The sequence below is a fragment of the uncultured Finegoldia sp. genome (assembly GCF_947252345.1).
Classification (GTDB): domain Bacteria; phylum Bacillota; class Clostridia; order Tissierellales; family Peptoniphilaceae; genus Finegoldia.
In genome coordinates, this window is sequence record NZ_CAMXVC010000009.1 from 1 (window position 1) to 16,609 (window position 16,609).

The following is a 16,609-nucleotide window of genomic DNA, read 5'->3' on the forward strand; positions in this document are numbered from 1 at the left end:
TACATTCCGCATAAAATATTATTAAATTATTCCGTGTTTACGGGTTCAGGTCAAAATTTGACTGCCTTTTTTGATGTTCATAATATATTTAGCCGGCAAAACTCTTTACAAATTCTTAAAATAGTGTATAATAATATTGTTGTCAAAATAATATGCGCCTTTAGCTCAGTTGGTAGAGCAACTGACTCTTAATCAGTGGGCCCAGGGTTCGAGTCCCTGAAGGCGCACCACTTTTTTTACAACTTAATATGCGCCTTTAGCTCAGTTGGTAGAGCAACTGACTCTTAATCAGTGGGCCCAGGGTTCGAGTCCCTGAAGGCGCACCACACAATCCGAGATATCTCGGATTTTTTTATTGTAAATATTTATAAATATCATAAAAATTCGTTTTGAATATGATATAATAACAAAAGGAGGATGATTATGAAATCAATATTATCGGTAATTTGGAAGTACAAAGCATTTTCTTTGATTTTTATTTTAATAGTTATTGCTTCAATTGTTATTGTAAATTTTCTTCATAATAAATTACATAGTAAACAAAAAAAATACATTTTTACAACATTTCTTTTTATTATTTCTGCAGTCTTGTTTGTGTTATCATTTTTGTCGATTTTGAGCAAATATGGGCTAGTGTTTTTGATGTTGTTCGTTTTTTCGTTTTTTACGGCTGTAATTTGTCTTTCTTTATCTATGATATTAGACACAATCAAGCCAATAGTTGTGTACAAGAAAAATTCGGGATTTAGAACTATAATTGATAAATTTGACAGATTAGTAGAAGAATCTAGGAGCAATAAAAGATGACAATAGGTGCTTTTTTTGATATTGACGGTACGATAGCCAGAGACTCATTGATGATTGAACATTTCAAAAAGCTAATTAATTTTGAAATAATCGATCAAAAATTATATTACGAAAAAGTTTATCCGGCTTATCAAAATTATGAAAAGAGAAAAATAGATTATGACGATTATTTGAATGAATTGGTTGAAGTTTACAAATACAAACTAAAAGGATTTAGTTGCGATTTTAATGAGTTCATATCAAATCAAGTAATAAGTCAAGTTAAAGAAAAAGTATACAGGTATACAAGAAAGATGATTCAATACCACAAAGAAAATGGTCATCTGGTATTTTTCATTTCGGGGAGTCCAGATTTTTTGGTAAAAGAAATGGCTAATAGCTACGGCGTCACAGAATATCGTGCGTCAGTATATGTTATTAAAAATGGAATGTATACTGGAGAAGTTATTCCTATGTGGGATAAAAACAGCAAAAAAACAGTTATCGATGAAATAATAAAAAAATACAACATTGATGTAGATAACTCTTATTGCTATGGCGATACATCAGGGGATTTTTCGATGATAAATATGATGGGAAAGCCTACTGCGATAAATCCGACTCGAGAACTGTTTGATATGATTAGAGCTAATGAAAAGATAAACGATAAAACGAAAATTATAATCGAAAGAAAAGATGTAATATATGATTTTCCAAAATATGGTAATGTTTTAGATATTTAAAAAATCCTTGCTACAAATTTGTGAGCAAGGATTTTTCATTTAATTTTGTTTGAAATAATTTTTGTCGTATTTAAAAGTTTTTACAAGTTTTCCTATCTGAAATACTCTGTTGTCAGGGTCATTTGGCATATCGCAAGTCATCAATGATAAAATAGGCTCATTGTTATACTTTTCAATTCTATTATCTTCTAGCATATAAAAAGCATACGAATCTGTAACTTTCCTGTCAATAATTTCATATTCATATATGTTTTTCTTGTCAGTGATATAGACCTTTGTTCCCTTTTCCAAATCGTACACTTTACTGAACAACGAACCATTTCGTTTCATATAATGGCCAGTTAAAGTGTAATTTTTTTCACCCATTTTTTGGTTGTCCTTCATTGTTGCGGCACCGCTCAATAGATGTTCATCTGTTACACCTCTGTGTATTGGAAGCGAAAGATTGTAGTCTGGAATTATGATTTGACCGATAACATCCTCTCCACTTATAGCTGCAAAATTAAACAACGAAGTTTTTGTATTAATAGAATTAACCGCGTCGAAATCATTCTTAAATTCTTTTTTATTATTTTGTTCCATTTGTTGAGATGATATATCTTGACTTATATCATTTTCACTGTAATAAGTAGGTATCAATCTCGCTGCAAAGTACAATGCGAAAAGCAGAATACCAACAGTCATTAGAAATATTCCGAATTTTTTTCTCATATTCATCTCCATAAAAAATTATTGCATAATGTATTCTATCACATAAATTTGAATTAGTAAACAATATAAGAACAAATATTCAGAACGGATAAAAAGATTGAATACAACACATAATAAAGATACTATTAATGTAGTGGAATGAAAGTGGTTTAAAGTGGAGGGGAATTATGTTTATTAATGAATATTTTCATAATATAGACTCAAAAGGTCGAGTAATTATGCCCTCAAAATTTAGAGATGAAATAGGAGAAGAATTTTTTATCACTAAAGGAATGGACGAATGTTTATTTGTTTATCCTGTTTTGGCTTTCATTCAAATGACAGAGAAACTCAACAAGTTGTCGTTAACTAGAAGGCAAGCTCGAGCATTTTCTAGGGTGTTTTTTTCTGGCGCAAGCAATCAAGAAATTGACAAGCAAGGAAGATTTTTGATACCTCAATCATTGAGAAAATACGCTGGTATTAAAAAAGAGGTAGCAATTATCGGCGTGTCCAATAGAATCGAAATTTGGGATAAGGAAAAATGGGAAAAGTATTCTGACGATTCTTCGTTGAATTACGATGATTTAGCAGATGATTTAACAGACCTTGATTTGTAGGTGGATTATGGAATTTAAGCATGTGCCAATTTTGTTGGATGAATGTATTGAAAATTTGAATATTAGACCTGGAAAAATCTACGTTGATTGTACCGTTGGAGGAGCAGGACATTCACGAGAAATTGTTAAAAAAATAGAAGACGGAAAATTAATTTGTTTTGACCAAGATGAAACAGCGTTGAACGTTGCGAAAAAAAGACTTGAAGATTATTCTGATAGAGTTGTTTTTATTAAGGATAATTTTAAAAACATAAAAAAAGATTTGCAAAATATTGGGATTGAAAAGGTCGACGGGATTTTGATGGATATTGGAGTTAGTTCCTATCAAATAGATGAGGATAAGAGGGGATTTTCTTATATGCATGATGCACAGTTAGATATGAGAATGGACCAATCAAATCCAATAAGCGCAAAAGACATTGTAAATACATATTCCAAAGAGGATTTGGAAAATATTATTTTCAAATATTCTGATGAAAAATGGGCAAAAAGGATTGCTGAATTTATCTGCAAAGAAAGAGAAATTAAACCAATTGAGACTACTTTTGAATTGGTAGAGGTTATAGAAAAGGCTATACCAAAAAAAGTTAGGATGAATCAAAAAGGCCACAGTTCTAAAAAAACCTTTCAGGCTATAAGAATTGAAGTCAACAAGGAATTAGATGTATTAGAAAAAGCTGTCGGAGATTGTATTGATTTGTTGAATTTAGGTGGAAGAATTTGTATTATAACTTTTCACTCGTTAGAAGATAAGATTTGCAAGGAAATTTTTAAAGATAGGCAGAGAGGATGTATTTGTCCTCCGGAAATTCCTGTTTGTGTATGCAATCACAAGCCGGAAATTAAAATACTTACAAGAAAGCCTATAGAGCCATCGAAAGAAGAATTAAAACAAAATTCAAGGGCTAGAAGTGCAAAGCTAAGAGTGGCTGAAAAAATTATTTAGACGATAAATGGAGTCGGGTATGGGAAATGCACAAAGAAAAATTGAAATTTTTCCACAATACGAAGAAAAAAGACAATTTGAAGTAAAAAAAATAGAAAAAACTAAGAAATTAAACAGACCTAGCAGAAAATCAGATTTATTTTCTTCGTTCAATAAGATAATGATTTGTGTGGTAATTTGTTTATCCATTTTCGTAATGTATCGTTACTCAAAAATTCAAAGTATGAGTAAAGATTTAAGCGTTATTTCAAATCAAGTTATGATTCAAGAAGGAAATAGAGATGTGATAAAATCTCATATAGAGAGCAAACTTACGAATAAGAACATTGAAGATAAAGCTAAGAATAGTTTGGGGATGCAATTTCCTGAAAACTCTCAAATTATGTATTTGAAGTCAGGAGAAAAATAATGAGAAGAAAAAAAGTTAATCCGAATAAAGGGAAAATCAATATAATTTTCAATAAAAGCTACAATTATCGTATTGTAGTTTTATTTTGTATATTGATGGCGATTGTGGTGCTAATTATAGGGAAACTTGTTTATCTTCAATTGACACCTGCTGGAGATAAATACAGGAAATTATCAGCAAGACAAAGTACAAATACTATTCAAATAGAAGCAGAACGGGGAAAAATTCTAGATAGAAAAGGAGAAGTTTTGGCAGATAATGTTGTAAGCAATAATCTTTATGTCAATGCTACATATTTAAATGAGAAGATGAAATCTGAGTTGATAGATGCTTTGTCAAAAAACATCAACATAAAAAAGGATGAGCTGAAAAAAAATCTTGATAAAAGAAAAACTTCTCTTGTAAAATTTTCGTTAACAAAATCTGAAATAGATAATTTAAAAAAATTGCCAACAGATACTCAAAAATTTATAAGTGTTTTGCCAGAGAAAAAAAGATATTATCCGAACAAAGAAATGTTGGCACAAGTTTTGGGATTTACAAATCTTAACAATGATGGAGTTGTTGGACTAGAAAGCTATTACAATTCAAAATTAAAGGGAAAAGCGGGCAAGAGAATTTTGAATAGTTCCGTGAATAAATCTATAGATTTGTCAAATGATAGTTCGATAATAATAAATCCACAAAATGGTTTTGATTTAAAAACTACTATTGACAGTACTATTCAAGGATTTGTAGAAGATAGCTTAAAAGATATTGATGAGAATTTTAAGCCAAAAAGTGCAACTATTATCGTTATGAATCCTAATAATGGCGAAGTTCTTGGAATGGGTTCGTTCCCAAGTTTTAATCCAAATGACGCGAAAACTCCTATTCAAAAAAATCAGATAGATGAGTTAAATGATTTGAAAAAACAAAACGATGAGAATAAAATAAGCAAATTTTTCTTCAAAATGTGGGAGAACAAAGCTGTGTCTTGGACGTATGAGCCAGGTAGTGTCTTTAAAACGATAACGAGTGCGGCAGCAAGAGAAGAACACACCGCAACAAATTCATCGCATTATTTTTGCAATGGTTTTATAAGAGATATACCGGGTGTTGTTATTAGATGTGAGAGATATTGGAATCCTCACGGCGACGAAACTTTTCAACAAGCGTTTAACAATTCTTGTAACATTGCCTATGTTCACATCGGAAGAGATTTGGGTAAAGCTAATATGCAGAAATATATAACTGGATTTGGATTCAATCAAAAAACAGATATTGATTTACCGTCTGAGGAAATTGGATTGGCACCAAAAAAAGTTTCAGAAATTGATGCGGCAAGGCTTGCAACTTTATCTTATGGGCACGGTATATCGGCAACTCCAATTCAAATGCTAACTGCATTAAATTCAATCGTAAACGGAGGAATGTTGATAGAGCCACATATTGCGAAGGAATTTATATCTAAAGATACAAAGAAAACAGAAAAAATAGATATAAAAGTCAAAAGACAAATAATTTCATCAAAATCATCCGCAGAAATGAATAAAATGTTGCAAGGGGTTGTTGATGATGGTAGTGGTAAAAAAGCACAGGTGAAAGGATACGCTATCGGTGGTAAAACTGGTACGAGCATAAAAATTGTTGACGGAAAATACACTGACAATAAAACAACGGCGTCTTTTTTCGCATCATTTCCTACAGACCATCCAGAATACACAATTATTGTAGTAGTTGACGAACCTCAAAGGAAAAATGGAGGCTCTGCAGTCTGTGCTCCATCTGCTGGAAAAATTATTTCAAGTATTATAGAATACAAGAGGATTAATAAAACAAGAATTGATGCTGACGAAAATGGAAAAGTTTTGGTTCCTGATATAGAAGGATTGCCGATTAAAATTGCAGTAGAAAAATTAAATTCAGCTGGATTGAAATCAAGAATTGATAATTCGGATTCAAATGTCAATTCAATCGTTAAAAAACAACAACAAGCTGCATATTCTAAGGTGGATTCTGGTAGTATAATTGGAATTACAGCGGGCTCAATCGATGATACACCAATAAAAATTCCAGAGATAGTGGGATTTAGAGTCGAAGATGCAGTTGACACGTTAAAAGATTATGGAATTAAAAATATCGAAATCAAAAATGGGAAAAAAGGAAAAGTAGTCAGAATAGTTCCTGAAGAAAACAAATTACTAAATCCAAAATCGTATATAAAAATTTATATTGAACAAGAAAAAAACAAAGAAGATTAAATTTCTCGTGTGATATAATTAATAATTATAAAAGGAGAGAGAAATGGATTTAAAAAACGAAATTATATTATCGATGTTGGTGGCAATAGTCATATCATTGATATTAGGTAAATTTATCATTAAAATTTTAAGACAAAAACACATTGGCCAAGAAATAAGAGATGACGGTCCAAAATCACACTACTCAAAAGCGGGGACGCCGACAATGGGAGGGATTATTTTCATAATATCCACTTTGATAACTGTTTTGATTTTTAGGTTGTTTGACAGCGAAATATTATTAGCTATTTATGGAATGATAGCATTTGGTTCAATAGGATTCATTGATGATTTTATGAAATTGGTGATGAAACGCTCACTTGGTTTAAATGAAAAGCAAAAATTGATATTGCAGTTGTTGTTTTCTATTATAGCTTGTTTTTTGTTAAAAAAAGTCAATCCGAATTTTACCAAACAGGAAATTCCATTTTTAAATATGACTGTTGATTTTGGAATAATTACTTATCCATTTTTGATATTTGTGATGATGGGAACATCCAATGCCACAAACCTCACAGATGGATTGGATGGGCTTGCCACATCTGTTTCGGTCCCAGTATTTATTGCGACAAGTTTTATAATGTATCATTTGGGTTCGCGAATAAGTGTATTCAGTATCATATTTGCAGGAAGTTTGTTGGGATTTTTGGTATACAATTCAAATCCTGCAAAAGTGTTTATGGGTGATACTGGCTCAATGGCTATCGGCGGAGCGCTTGTTATGATGATGGCGACTTATGGATTAAGCTTGTATTTAATTATTTTAGGATTCGTTTATATGATAGAAGTGTTATCTGTAATAATCCAAATGACAAGTTATAAATTGAGAAATAAAAAAAGAGTGTTTCTTATGAGTCCTATTCATCATCATTACGAATTAAAAGGATACAAGGAACAAAAAATAGTATCAACTTTTATGGTGGTTTCAATTATAACAAGCTTGATAACTTTAATAGATTTATTGTAGGTGAAATATGAAAAAAATATTGGTATTTGGTTTAGCTAGAACGGGAATTTCTGCATTAAAAACACTAAAATTAAAAGGATATGAATTAGGAGCAATCGATGATAATATCGATGATGAAAAATCTAAAATACTTAAAGAACTTGAAGTAAAAGTAGAAACTATAGATACAATTGAAGACTACAATATAATTTTGAAAAGCCCAGGAATTAGATTAGACAACCCTGTAATTGTAAAAGCAAATGAGTTGAACATTGAAGTTGTCAGTGACCTTGAATTAGCACAAAGAATATTTGACGATATTAAAATTGTTGCAATAACAGGAACCAACGGAAAGACAACGACTACTTCCCTTATGACAAAAATGCTTAATGATTCAGGAAGAAAAGCCATATCCATAGGAAATATCGGCGTGGGAATGTTGTGGGAGATATACAACAGCGATAAAGACACTTTTTTTGTAATCGAGTGTTCGAGTTTTCAATTGGAAAGTACAAAGAATTTCAAACCTCAATATTCTTGTATCATTAATATTACTCCAGACCATATCGACTGGCACGGAAGTATGCAAAATTATGTAAATGCGAAGAAAAAAATCTTAAAAAACCAAGATAAAAAATGTTTTGCAGTATTAAATTCTGATGACGAATATTTTGATGAATGCAAAAATACTACGAATGCAAATGTATACGAAGTATCTACAAAGAAGGAAGTAAAAAAAGGAGCGTTCATTAAAGACGATTCAATTTACTATTCTGATTCATCAGTACAAAAGATTATTGAGTTAAAAGATGTGAAATTAATAGGCTACCATAATTACCAAAATGTTTTATTCTGCGTAAGCTTAGCAAAATTAATTGGAATTGACAACGAAAATATCAAAAAAACTTTGATGAGTTTCTCAGGAGTTGAACACAGACTTGAGTTTGTAAGAGAAATCCAAGGCGTAAAATACTACAACGATTCAAAGGGGACAAACGTTGATGCCAGTGTAAAAGCAATCGACTCATTCGATAATAATATTATTATTTTAGCTGGAGGATACGATAAAAAAGTAAGTTTAGATAATTTTTTTATAGCGGGAAAAAATAAATTCAAAGCAATAATCTTGATGGGACAAACCAAAGAATTATTTAAAGAAAAAGCATTACAATATGGTTTTAAGAACATATTTTTAGTAGATAATATGAAGCAAGCGGTAGAAAAAGCGAATGAATTATCAGAAAAAAATGATACAGTTTTGCTTTCTCCAGCAAGTGCAAGTTGGGGAATGTACAACAATTACGAAGAAAGAGGAAACGAATTTAAAGAATTGGTAAATAAATTATAAGGACTATTATATGAGACTTTCAAAAGACGGGAAAGCAGTGCTTTATATTACTATATTTCTAACTATTTTCGGAATAATAATGGTATTGAGTTCGAGTTGGCCAACGGCTATTAGCGACAACAAAAAATGGTATTATTATGGATTTAGGCAAGGAATATTTGCGATTTTAGGATTTATAGTAATGTATATTACAAGTAAATATGATACGCAAAATTATAAAAAGAATGCGTTGTGGATTTTTGCTTTCTCATTAATATTGTGTGTATTGGTATTCACACCCTTGGGAAAAGAAATAAATTACGCCAGACGATGGATAAAAATAAGAAGTTTCAGTTTTATGCCAAGTGATTTTTTGAAATTCGCATCGGTAAATTTAGCGGCAACGATAATATCTAAAAATATCAGTAAAATCAAAAATTTTAAGGACGGATTCCTCAGAATGATTCTACTCGCCGGTGTATCTGGAGTGATAGTATTTATTCAGCCTGATTTATCAACGGCAATTGTAATAATTGGCAGTGTTTTTTGCGTGTTTTTAGTAAGTGGATTAAATGCAAGATATATTTTCTCGACTCTTTTTGGAGTAATTGTTTTAGGGTATTTAGCGATATTTAAAGTGAAAATAGGCTACAGTAGAATAGACAGAATTATTGCTTTTAGCGACCCTTTGGGACATCTTGACGATGAAGGATGGCAATTATCACAATCACTTGCAGCGGTTTCTAATGGATGCTTTTTGGGAAGTGGACTTGGTATGAGTAAGCAAAAATTTTTGTACTTGTCACAGGCTCACAATGATTTTATTTTTGCGATAATTTGTGAAGAATTTGGGTTTTTAGGAGCTTTGGTATTAATAATATCATATTTTGCATTTTTGGTTTTCGGAATAAGAATTGCATTGAAAACCAGATATATTTATTTAAGATTGCTTATATCTGGAATATTGTTTGTGATAGGGATTCAAGCATACGTCAATATGACAGTTGTTACGGGGTTAATACCACCTACTGGGTTGACGCTTCCTTTTATCTCTTACGGTGGAACATCATTAATGATAATGTTAGGACTCGTAGGAATAATTTTGAATGTTGATAGCAATAATTTAAAAAATATAGAGGAGAAAAAATGAATATAATTGTTTCTGGTGGAGGTACTGGAGGACATATTTATCCAGCTATTTCACTAATAGAAGAACTAAAAAAAAGAGATAAAAACAATAAAATCTTATATGTTGGAACAAAAAATGGATTAGAAAGCTCAATTGTTCCGCAACTTGGAATTGACTTCAAAACAATTCATGTAAGAGGAATACCAAGAAAAATCAACATAAATTCCTTTAAAGCCTTAAAGGAACTTTTTATAGGTTTGAGAGAAGCAAGCAAAATTTTAAAAGAATTTAAACCTGATTTAGTTATAGGAACTGGTGGATATGTAAGTGGTCCGATATTATACAAGGCAACTAAAACAAAAGCAAAAGTAGCATTTCATGAACAAAACAGTTACCCCGGTATAACTAATAGAATATTATCAAGATACGTTGATAAATACTTTGTAACATTCAAGGAATCTATTAAATTCTTTAAAAACCAAGACAAAGCAATACTTACGGGAAATCCAATTAGAAATAGATTCAGCAATATTGAAGAAAAGAAAAAAGAAGCGATTAAAAAATATGAACTTTCAGAAAACAAAAAAGTGGTATTTGTATTTGGGGGTTCCAATGGTTCGGAAATTTTAAATAAGATAGTACTTGAAATGTCTGATGAAATAGCAAATCAGAATGTTTTTGAAGTTATCTTGGCAACTGGAAAATCAAACTATGACGAATTAAAAGACTCATTAAAGAGTGAACACAAAAACTTGCATTTATATCCATATATCGATGATATAGATAAAGCATACGCGGTTAGTGATTTGATAGTAACAAGTAGTGGGGCTATTACATTAGCAGAACTTTCTTTTTTAGGAAAAGCATCTATTCTAGTTCCAAAATCATACACAACAGAAAATCATCAAGAACACAATGCACGAGCATTTGAAAAAAATGGGGCAAGCAAAGTTATTCTTGAAAAAGAATTAAATGCAAATTCACTTTATGAAATGATAACATCAATATTAAAAGATGAAAATACTCTTAAAAACTTATCGGAAAATGCAAAAAAAATGTCTTACCCTACAGCTTGTAAAGATATTGTAGATGAACTTTACAAATTGGTAGATTGCAATGAAAAAGCATAAAATACTAATAACTTCTATAGTTGTATTTTTTCTATTCTTAGTCACCTATCTAATCCTGACAATGGATTATTTTTCAGTTAAAAAAATTAAAGTGTACAATAATAAATTAGTCACAAAACAAGAATTAAATAACATAACTAAAGATTATATTGGGCAAAATATTTTCAGACTGAAAAAAAATAAATTATCCGACAAACTCGTAGAAAATTCATACATTAAAAATGCAGAAGTAAAAAAAGTGCTTCCAAATCTTGTTGAAATCAAAATACAAGAAACTAAGGATATCTGTTATTTTGAAATAGGAAAAGATAAGTTTTTTGTGGATACAGATTACAACGTAGTGAAAAATAAAAATAGAGTGGATTATACCAAGCTGCCTAAGATAGTTGGAGCAAATCAAAATATTGAAAAGATAAGTAACTTACAAGCAGATAAAAATTTCTACTTATTTATTAAAAATCTTAAAGAGCAAAAAGTTCTTAATCAATTAAATGAAATAAATGTAGATGATGTAAAAAGCATTTTTTTAAACGAAAAAAAAGGTATTTTGATTGAATATGGTGATTTAGGTGATTCAGAAAAAAAATCAATAAAAATTTTTAAAATTCTAAAACAGATTGGTACTAAAAGTATAAATGCGAAAACTGTGAACGTAAGCGATATTCAAAGACCGTTTTTCACAATCAAGGACGATAAACAAACAGAAGAATAAGCCAATCTTCAAATATTAGTTTGAACTTTTATTAAGTTTGGTGCTTAGTATAGGTGTATTTTAAATACATTAATTGATTTTGAATATTAAAACAAGAAAAAAACCATATTCGTATGATTGATATTACTTAACCGTGATATCAAAAAAAGTACAAATGCAAATATTGAAAATAAAAGAATTTAATAGTATATACAAAGAAAAATGTATTAAAAGTACAACCAAAACTTAAAAAATAATAATAAGCTGAACAGGAAAAACTTTTACAAACTTGTAGTATAATTAAGCTATAAGCATTAGAAATAAATTTAGAGTTAATAATTAGGAGGATGTTATGACTTTTGATATGGAATTAGAAGATAATGATTTGGCAAAAATCAAAGTAATCGGTGTTGGTGGCGGTGGAAATAACGCTGTCAAAAGAATGAAAGAAGAAGGCCTTCAAGGAGTTGAATTTGTTGCTGTCAATACTGACAAGCAAATTTTGAACAACTTAGATATTGATACTAAGTTACAAATTGGAAGCAAGATTACGAAAGGTTTGGGAGCTGGAGCTAATCCTGCAGTAGGTATGAAAGCTGCTGAAGAAAGCAGAAATGAAATCGAGGAAGCACTAGATAAAACTGATATGGTATTTGTCACTGCTGGTATGGGTGGCGGAACAGGAACTGGTGCTGCTCCAATTGTCGCACAAATTGCAAAAGAAAAGGGAATACTTACAGTTGGCGTTGTAACAAAACCATTCACTTTTGAAGGAAGAAAAAGACAAATGCAAGCTGAACAAGGTATAGAAGCCTTGAAGGGTAAAGTGGATACATTGGTAATTATTCCTAATGATAAGCTTTTACAAATTTCAGATAAAAGAACTACAATGTCAGAAGCTTTTATGATGGCTGATGAAGTGTTAATGGATGGTATTCAAGGTATTTCAGATTTGATTGCTGTACCTAATTTAATCAATTTGGACTTTGCAGACGTAAGATCTATTATGTTAAACCAAGGAATTGCACATATGGGAATTGGAAAAGCTAATGGTGATAATAGAGCTATGGAAGCTGCAAAATTGGCTGTTAAGTCTCCTTTATTGGAAACATCAATTGGTGGAGCAAAGGCAGTTTTAATTAATGTTACTGGAAAAGAATTGGGATTATTTGAAGTTAATGAAGCAGCAGAATTAATCAGAGAAGAAGTAGATCCTGATGCTAATATTATTTTTGGTGCCGGAATTGATGAATCATTAGGAGATGACATCAAGATTACTGTAATTGCAACAGGATTTGATTCTGATAACCCAATGGCAAACAAATTAAAATCAACAAAAAAACAAGAAAGTTCACAACCAAAATCAGAAGAACATTCTGAGAAAGATTCAGATGATATCGAAATACCATCATTCTTAAAGAGAAGAGGATTCTAATGAAGTGTCCGTTCTGTAATGCATCTGATACTAAAGTTGTGGATACGAGAGCATCTGAAGATGACAAAATAGTAAGACGCAGAAGAGAATGTATAGATTGTCACAAAAGATTTACGACATATGAGAGATACGATTTTAATAATCTTACAGTTGTAAAAAAAGATAAAAATAGAGAAGCTTTTGATAGGGATAAAGTGTATCGTGGAATGAAAAAATCTTGCGAGAAAAGACCAGTTCCAGATTCAAAGTTACTTGAGGCTACTAAAGAGATAGAAGTTGAGTTAACACACGGCAATAAAAGGGAGGTAGATTCATCTGAGATAGGTGAATTGATAATGAGAAAGCTTAAAAAAATTGACAAAGTTGCATATATTCGTTTTGCTTCGGTTTACAGAGAATTTACAGATGTTAAATCTTTTAACGAGGAAATTTCAAAATTAGATGATGAATAAAGGTCGGATTTTTGTCCGACCTTTAATTTTATTTAACGACAATTGATTTTTGTGGTAATATATAAATAAATTAACTGTTAAAGGGGAAATATTTTGGATTTATTTGAATATAATTTACAATTACAAAAAGAAAATAGTTCGCCATTAGCAAATAGATTGAGGCCAAAAAGTTTGGACAAATATTTTGGGCAATCTCACATAGTTGGAGATGGAAAGCTATTGAACAGACTTATAAAGGCTGATAAAATTCCATCGATGATTTTTTACGGACCTCCAGGAACTGGCAAAACAACTCTTGCAGAAATTATTTCAAACCAAACCAATTGTTTGTTTGAAAGACTATCTGCCATTTCAAGTGGTGTGAAAGATGTAAGAGATGTTATATCTTTGGCTAAAAAAAACCTGAGTATGTACAATAAAAAAACTGTTCTTTTTATTGATGAAATTCATAGATTTAATAAATCACAACAAGATGCGCTTCTGGGGTTTGTCGAAGACGGAACAATTACTTTAATTGGGGCCACTACTGAAAATCCTTTTTTCGAAGTCAATAAAGCTCTTCTATCGAGATGTCAGATTATTGAGTTAAAACCGCTGGGAAATGAGGATATTAGAAATATTATCGAGACTGCTCTTGATGAGGATAAAAAGCTCAAAGATATGAGTATTAATATAGATGAAAAAGCGATGGATTATTTAATACTGTCATCAAATGGAGATGCTAGAAGTGCGCTAAATTCTCTTGAGATTGCTATAGAAAGCACGGACTTAACAGATGGAACTATTCATATAGATGAAAGTGCGATAAAAAATTCTGTATTTAGGCCGATTCTAAAATATGACAAAGAAGAGGACCATTATAATGTCGTGTCAGCATTCATTAAATCGATGAGAGGTTCAGATGTGAATGCTTCTTTGCATTATTTAGCAAGGATGATTGCCTGTGGTGAAGACCCAAAATTTATAGCTAGAAGAATGGTTATTTTTGCATCTGAAGATATTGGAATGGCAAATCCTGATGCTCTTGGAGTTGCGGTAGATGTTTTTAACGCTGTAAATATCATCGGTCTTCCTGAATGCAGGATAAACTTGTCAAATGGAGTTGTGTATTTGGCTACAAGCGATAAGTCAAATACATCTTATATAGCTATAGAAAAGGCAATAAGTGATGTAAATGCAAATAAAATTTATGATGTTCCAGATTATTTAAAAGATGCTCATTACAGTGGAGCAAAATCGCTAAATAGAGGGGTAGGGTACAAGTATCCGCACAATGATGATTCATACCAACAGTATTTGCCGGATGAATTAAAAGATGTTGAATATTACAATCCGAAAGATATTGGATTTGAAAGTAAAATATATAAAAAAGAGGAGTAAATAATGATATTAATTAGGGATTTAATTGAAGATTTTGAAAAATTTTCTGACAAGGAAATAGAAGTGGGAGGCTGGATTAAAAATTCAAGATTCAGCAAAAATGTAGGATTTATTGAGTTAAATGATGGAACATTTTTCAATCCTGTGCAAGTTGTTGTAAACAAAGAAATTGGCGATTTTGAAAAAGCAGAAAAATTGAAATTGAGCTCTGCAATAATAGTGGTTGGTAAGTTGGTTCTTACTCCAAATTCAAAACAACCATTTGAAATTCAAGCAGAAAAAATCATAGTTGAAGGAGAATCAACAGATGATTATCCATTACAAAAGAAAAGACATACTTTTGAATTTTTGAGAACAATATTGCACTTAAGACCAAGGACAAATACATTTAACGCTGTATTTAGGGTGAGAAGTAGATTGGCGTTTGCTATTCACAAATTCTTCAATGAGAGAGGGTTTGTATATGTTCATACTCCAATAATAACAGGCAGTGATGCTGAAGGTGCCGGAGAAATGTTCAGAGTTACTACATTGGATTTGAACAATGTCCCTAAAGATAAAGATGGAAATATTGATTTCTCAGATGATTTCTTCTCAAAATCTACTAACTTAACTGTAAGTGGTCAGCTTCAAGCGGAAGCTTATGCACTGGCTTTTAGAAATGTTTACACATTTGGACCTACATTTAGAAGTGAACACTCTAATACCCCTCGACATGCTGCAGAGTTTTGGATGATGGAACCGGAAATTTGTTTTGCTGAATTAGATGATGTTTGTAACTTAGCAGAAGATATGGTCAGATATATTATCAAAGATGTAATGGAAAATTGCAAAGAGGAAATTAAATTTTTCAATAGTTTCGTAGATAAAAATTTAATAGAAAGATTGACAAAAGTAGCCGACAAATCATTCAAAAAATTAACTTATACAGAAGCTGTAGATATATTACAAAAATCTGGCGAAAAATTCGAATATCCTGTTGAATGGGGAATGGATTTACAAACAGAACACGAAAAATATTTGAGTGAAAAAGTTGTAGATGGTCCGGTGTTTATAACTGATTATCCAAAAGAAATCAAGGCTTTTTATATGAGATTGAACGACGACCAAAAGACTGTTGCTGCAACTGACCTTTTAGTTCCAGGAATTGGAGAATTAATAGGAGGTAGCCAAAGAGAAGAAAGATACGATGTATTGGATAAGAAGATGGAAGAATTGGGCTTCAATAAAGAAGAATACAAATGGTATCTTGATTTAAGAAAATACGGCGGAGTTAAACATGGTGGATTTGGTTTGGGATTTGAAAGAATGGTAATGTATATGACAGGAATGTCCAACATTAGAGATGTCATTCCATTTCCAAGAACTGTTGGACACTGTGAATATTAATAAGTATTGAAAATATATTTTAAATATGATATTATGTTAATAAGTTTTTGATATTAATATTTGAATAAAAGTAGTAAATAAATTTTGAAATTTCAGAGAGTTGGTGGAAGGTGCGAATCAATATTTCAAATTATTGAACTTGTTTATTCGAAAAATATACGTATGTCTGCGTTAAAGATTCAAAGTGGGATTAACCAATAAGAGTGGTACCGCGGAATTTTATTTCGTCTCTTCTAAGTGAGAGGCGATTTTTT

At 31.0% G+C, this 16,609-nt stretch carries 16 protein-coding genes, 2 tRNA genes and 1 other annotated feature; of the genes, 17 read left to right on the forward strand and 1 reads right to left on the reverse strand.

What is annotated here, in order from left to right; translation table 11 throughout:
• The first annotated feature begins 154 nt into the window (after positions 1 to 154).
• The 4 genes from Q0X02_RS02880 to Q0X02_RS02895 all read left to right on the forward strand — a co-directional run bounded on the left by Q0X02_RS02880 (position 155) and on the right by Q0X02_RS02895 (position 1,529).
• Positions 155 to 230 (forward strand) — tRNA-Lys (locus tag Q0X02_RS02880).
• A 20-nt stretch (positions 231 to 250) separates the two neighbouring features.
• Positions 251 to 326: transfer RNA gene (locus Q0X02_RS02885), tRNA-Lys, on the forward strand.
• A gap of 97 nt (positions 327 to 423) precedes the next feature.
• Positions 424 to 807: a hypothetical protein gene (locus tag Q0X02_RS02890; protein ID WP_297811281.1), complete on the forward strand. Its 384-nt coding sequence runs from the start codon at positions 424 to 426 to the stop codon at positions 805 to 807.
• Positions 804 to 1,529, forward strand: a complete 726-nt coding sequence (locus Q0X02_RS02895; RefSeq protein WP_297811284.1) for an HAD family phosphatase — start codon at positions 804 to 806, stop codon at positions 1,527 to 1,529. Before Q0X02_RS02890 ends, Q0X02_RS02895 begins: the two co-directional genes overlap by 4 nt.
• A 39-nt stretch (positions 1,530 to 1,568) precedes the next feature.
• Here the strand turns inward: Q0X02_RS02895 and Q0X02_RS02900 are convergent, their stop codons facing one another.
• A complete protein-coding gene (locus Q0X02_RS02900; RefSeq protein WP_297811288.1) occupies positions 1,569 to 2,240 on the reverse strand; it encodes a class A sortase in 672 nt (223 codons plus the stop codon).
• A 167-nt stretch (positions 2,241 to 2,407) separates the two neighbouring features.
• On the opposite strand from Q0X02_RS02900, the gene mraZ reads away from it, so the two are divergent.
• The 13 genes from mraZ (at position 2,408) to asnS (ending at position 16,355) form a co-directional block, all read left to right on the forward strand.
• Positions 2,408 to 2,839 carry a division/cell wall cluster transcriptional repressor MraZ gene (mraZ, locus tag Q0X02_RS02905; protein WP_297811291.1) on the forward strand — a complete coding sequence of 144 codons (432 nt, stop codon included), beginning with the start codon at positions 2,408 to 2,410 and terminating at the stop codon, positions 2,837 to 2,839.
• Between the two features lie 7 nt (positions 2,840 to 2,846).
• Complete coding sequence (gene rsmH / locus Q0X02_RS02910; protein ID WP_297811294.1) at positions 2,847 to 3,785, forward strand: 16S rRNA (cytosine(1402)-N(4))-methyltransferase RsmH; 939 nt, start codon at positions 2,847 to 2,849, stop codon at positions 3,783 to 3,785.
• A 19-nt stretch (positions 3,786 to 3,804) separates the two neighbouring features.
• A complete protein-coding gene (locus tag Q0X02_RS02915) occupies positions 3,805 to 4,194 on the forward strand; it encodes a cell division protein FtsL (protein ID WP_297811296.1) in 390 nt (129 codons plus the stop codon).
• On the forward strand, positions 4,194 to 6,437 hold the full coding sequence (locus tag Q0X02_RS02920; protein WP_297811299.1) for a penicillin-binding transpeptidase domain-containing protein: 2,244 nt from the start codon (positions 4,194 to 4,196) through the stop codon (positions 6,435 to 6,437). Before Q0X02_RS02915 ends, Q0X02_RS02920 begins: the two co-directional genes overlap by 1 nt.
• 43 nt (positions 6,438 to 6,480) lie before the next feature.
• Positions 6,481 to 7,443, forward strand: a complete 963-nt coding sequence (mraY, locus tag Q0X02_RS02925) for a phospho-N-acetylmuramoyl-pentapeptide-transferase (RefSeq protein WP_297811302.1) — start codon at positions 6,481 to 6,483, stop codon at positions 7,441 to 7,443.
• 7 nt (positions 7,444 to 7,450) lie between these two features.
• Positions 7,451 to 8,770, forward strand: a complete 1,320-nt coding sequence (gene murD, locus Q0X02_RS02930) for a UDP-N-acetylmuramoyl-L-alanine--D-glutamate ligase (protein ID WP_297811304.1) — start codon at positions 7,451 to 7,453, stop codon at positions 8,768 to 8,770.
• A gap of 10 nt (positions 8,771 to 8,780) precedes the next feature.
• Positions 8,781 to 9,899, forward strand: coding sequence for an FtsW/RodA/SpoVE family cell cycle protein (locus Q0X02_RS02935; RefSeq protein WP_297811307.1), 1,119 nt, complete (start codon positions 8,781 to 8,783; stop codon positions 9,897 to 9,899).
• A complete protein-coding gene (gene murG, locus Q0X02_RS02940; RefSeq protein ID WP_297811310.1) occupies positions 9,896 to 11,008 on the forward strand; it encodes an undecaprenyldiphospho-muramoylpentapeptide beta-N-acetylglucosaminyltransferase in 1,113 nt (370 codons plus the stop codon). The genes Q0X02_RS02935 and murG overlap by 4 nt, the downstream gene beginning before the upstream one ends.
• Before the next feature lie 61 nt (positions 11,009 to 11,069).
• Positions 11,070 to 11,720 (forward strand): cell division protein FtsQ/DivIB, encoded by a 651-nt coding sequence (locus Q0X02_RS02945; protein WP_297811313.1) that lies wholly within the window; start codon positions 11,070 to 11,072, stop codon positions 11,718 to 11,720.
• A gap of 331 nt (positions 11,721 to 12,051) precedes the next feature.
• Complete coding sequence (gene ftsZ / locus Q0X02_RS02950; protein WP_297811316.1) at positions 12,052 to 13,134, forward strand: cell division protein FtsZ; 1,083 nt, start codon at positions 12,052 to 12,054, stop codon at positions 13,132 to 13,134.
• Positions 13,134 to 13,586: a transcriptional regulator NrdR gene (nrdR, locus tag Q0X02_RS02955; RefSeq protein ID WP_297811319.1), complete on the forward strand. Its 453-nt coding sequence runs from the start codon at positions 13,134 to 13,136 to the stop codon at positions 13,584 to 13,586. Before ftsZ ends, nrdR begins: the two co-directional genes overlap by 1 nt.
• A gap of 93 nt (positions 13,587 to 13,679) precedes the next feature.
• Entirely contained in the window at positions 13,680 to 14,966 is a 1,287-nt protein-coding gene (locus tag Q0X02_RS02960; RefSeq protein ID WP_297811322.1) for a replication-associated recombination protein A, read from the forward strand.
• 3 nt (positions 14,967 to 14,969) lie between these two features.
• Positions 14,970 to 16,355 (forward strand): asparagine--tRNA ligase, encoded by a 1,386-nt coding sequence (asnS, locus tag Q0X02_RS02965; RefSeq protein WP_297811325.1) that lies wholly within the window; start codon positions 14,970 to 14,972, stop codon positions 16,353 to 16,355.
• A gap of 53 nt (positions 16,356 to 16,408) precedes the next feature.
• Positions 16,409 to 16,590 (forward strand) — a binding site (T-box leader).
• The last annotated feature ends 19 nt before the right edge of the window (positions 16,591 to 16,609 follow it).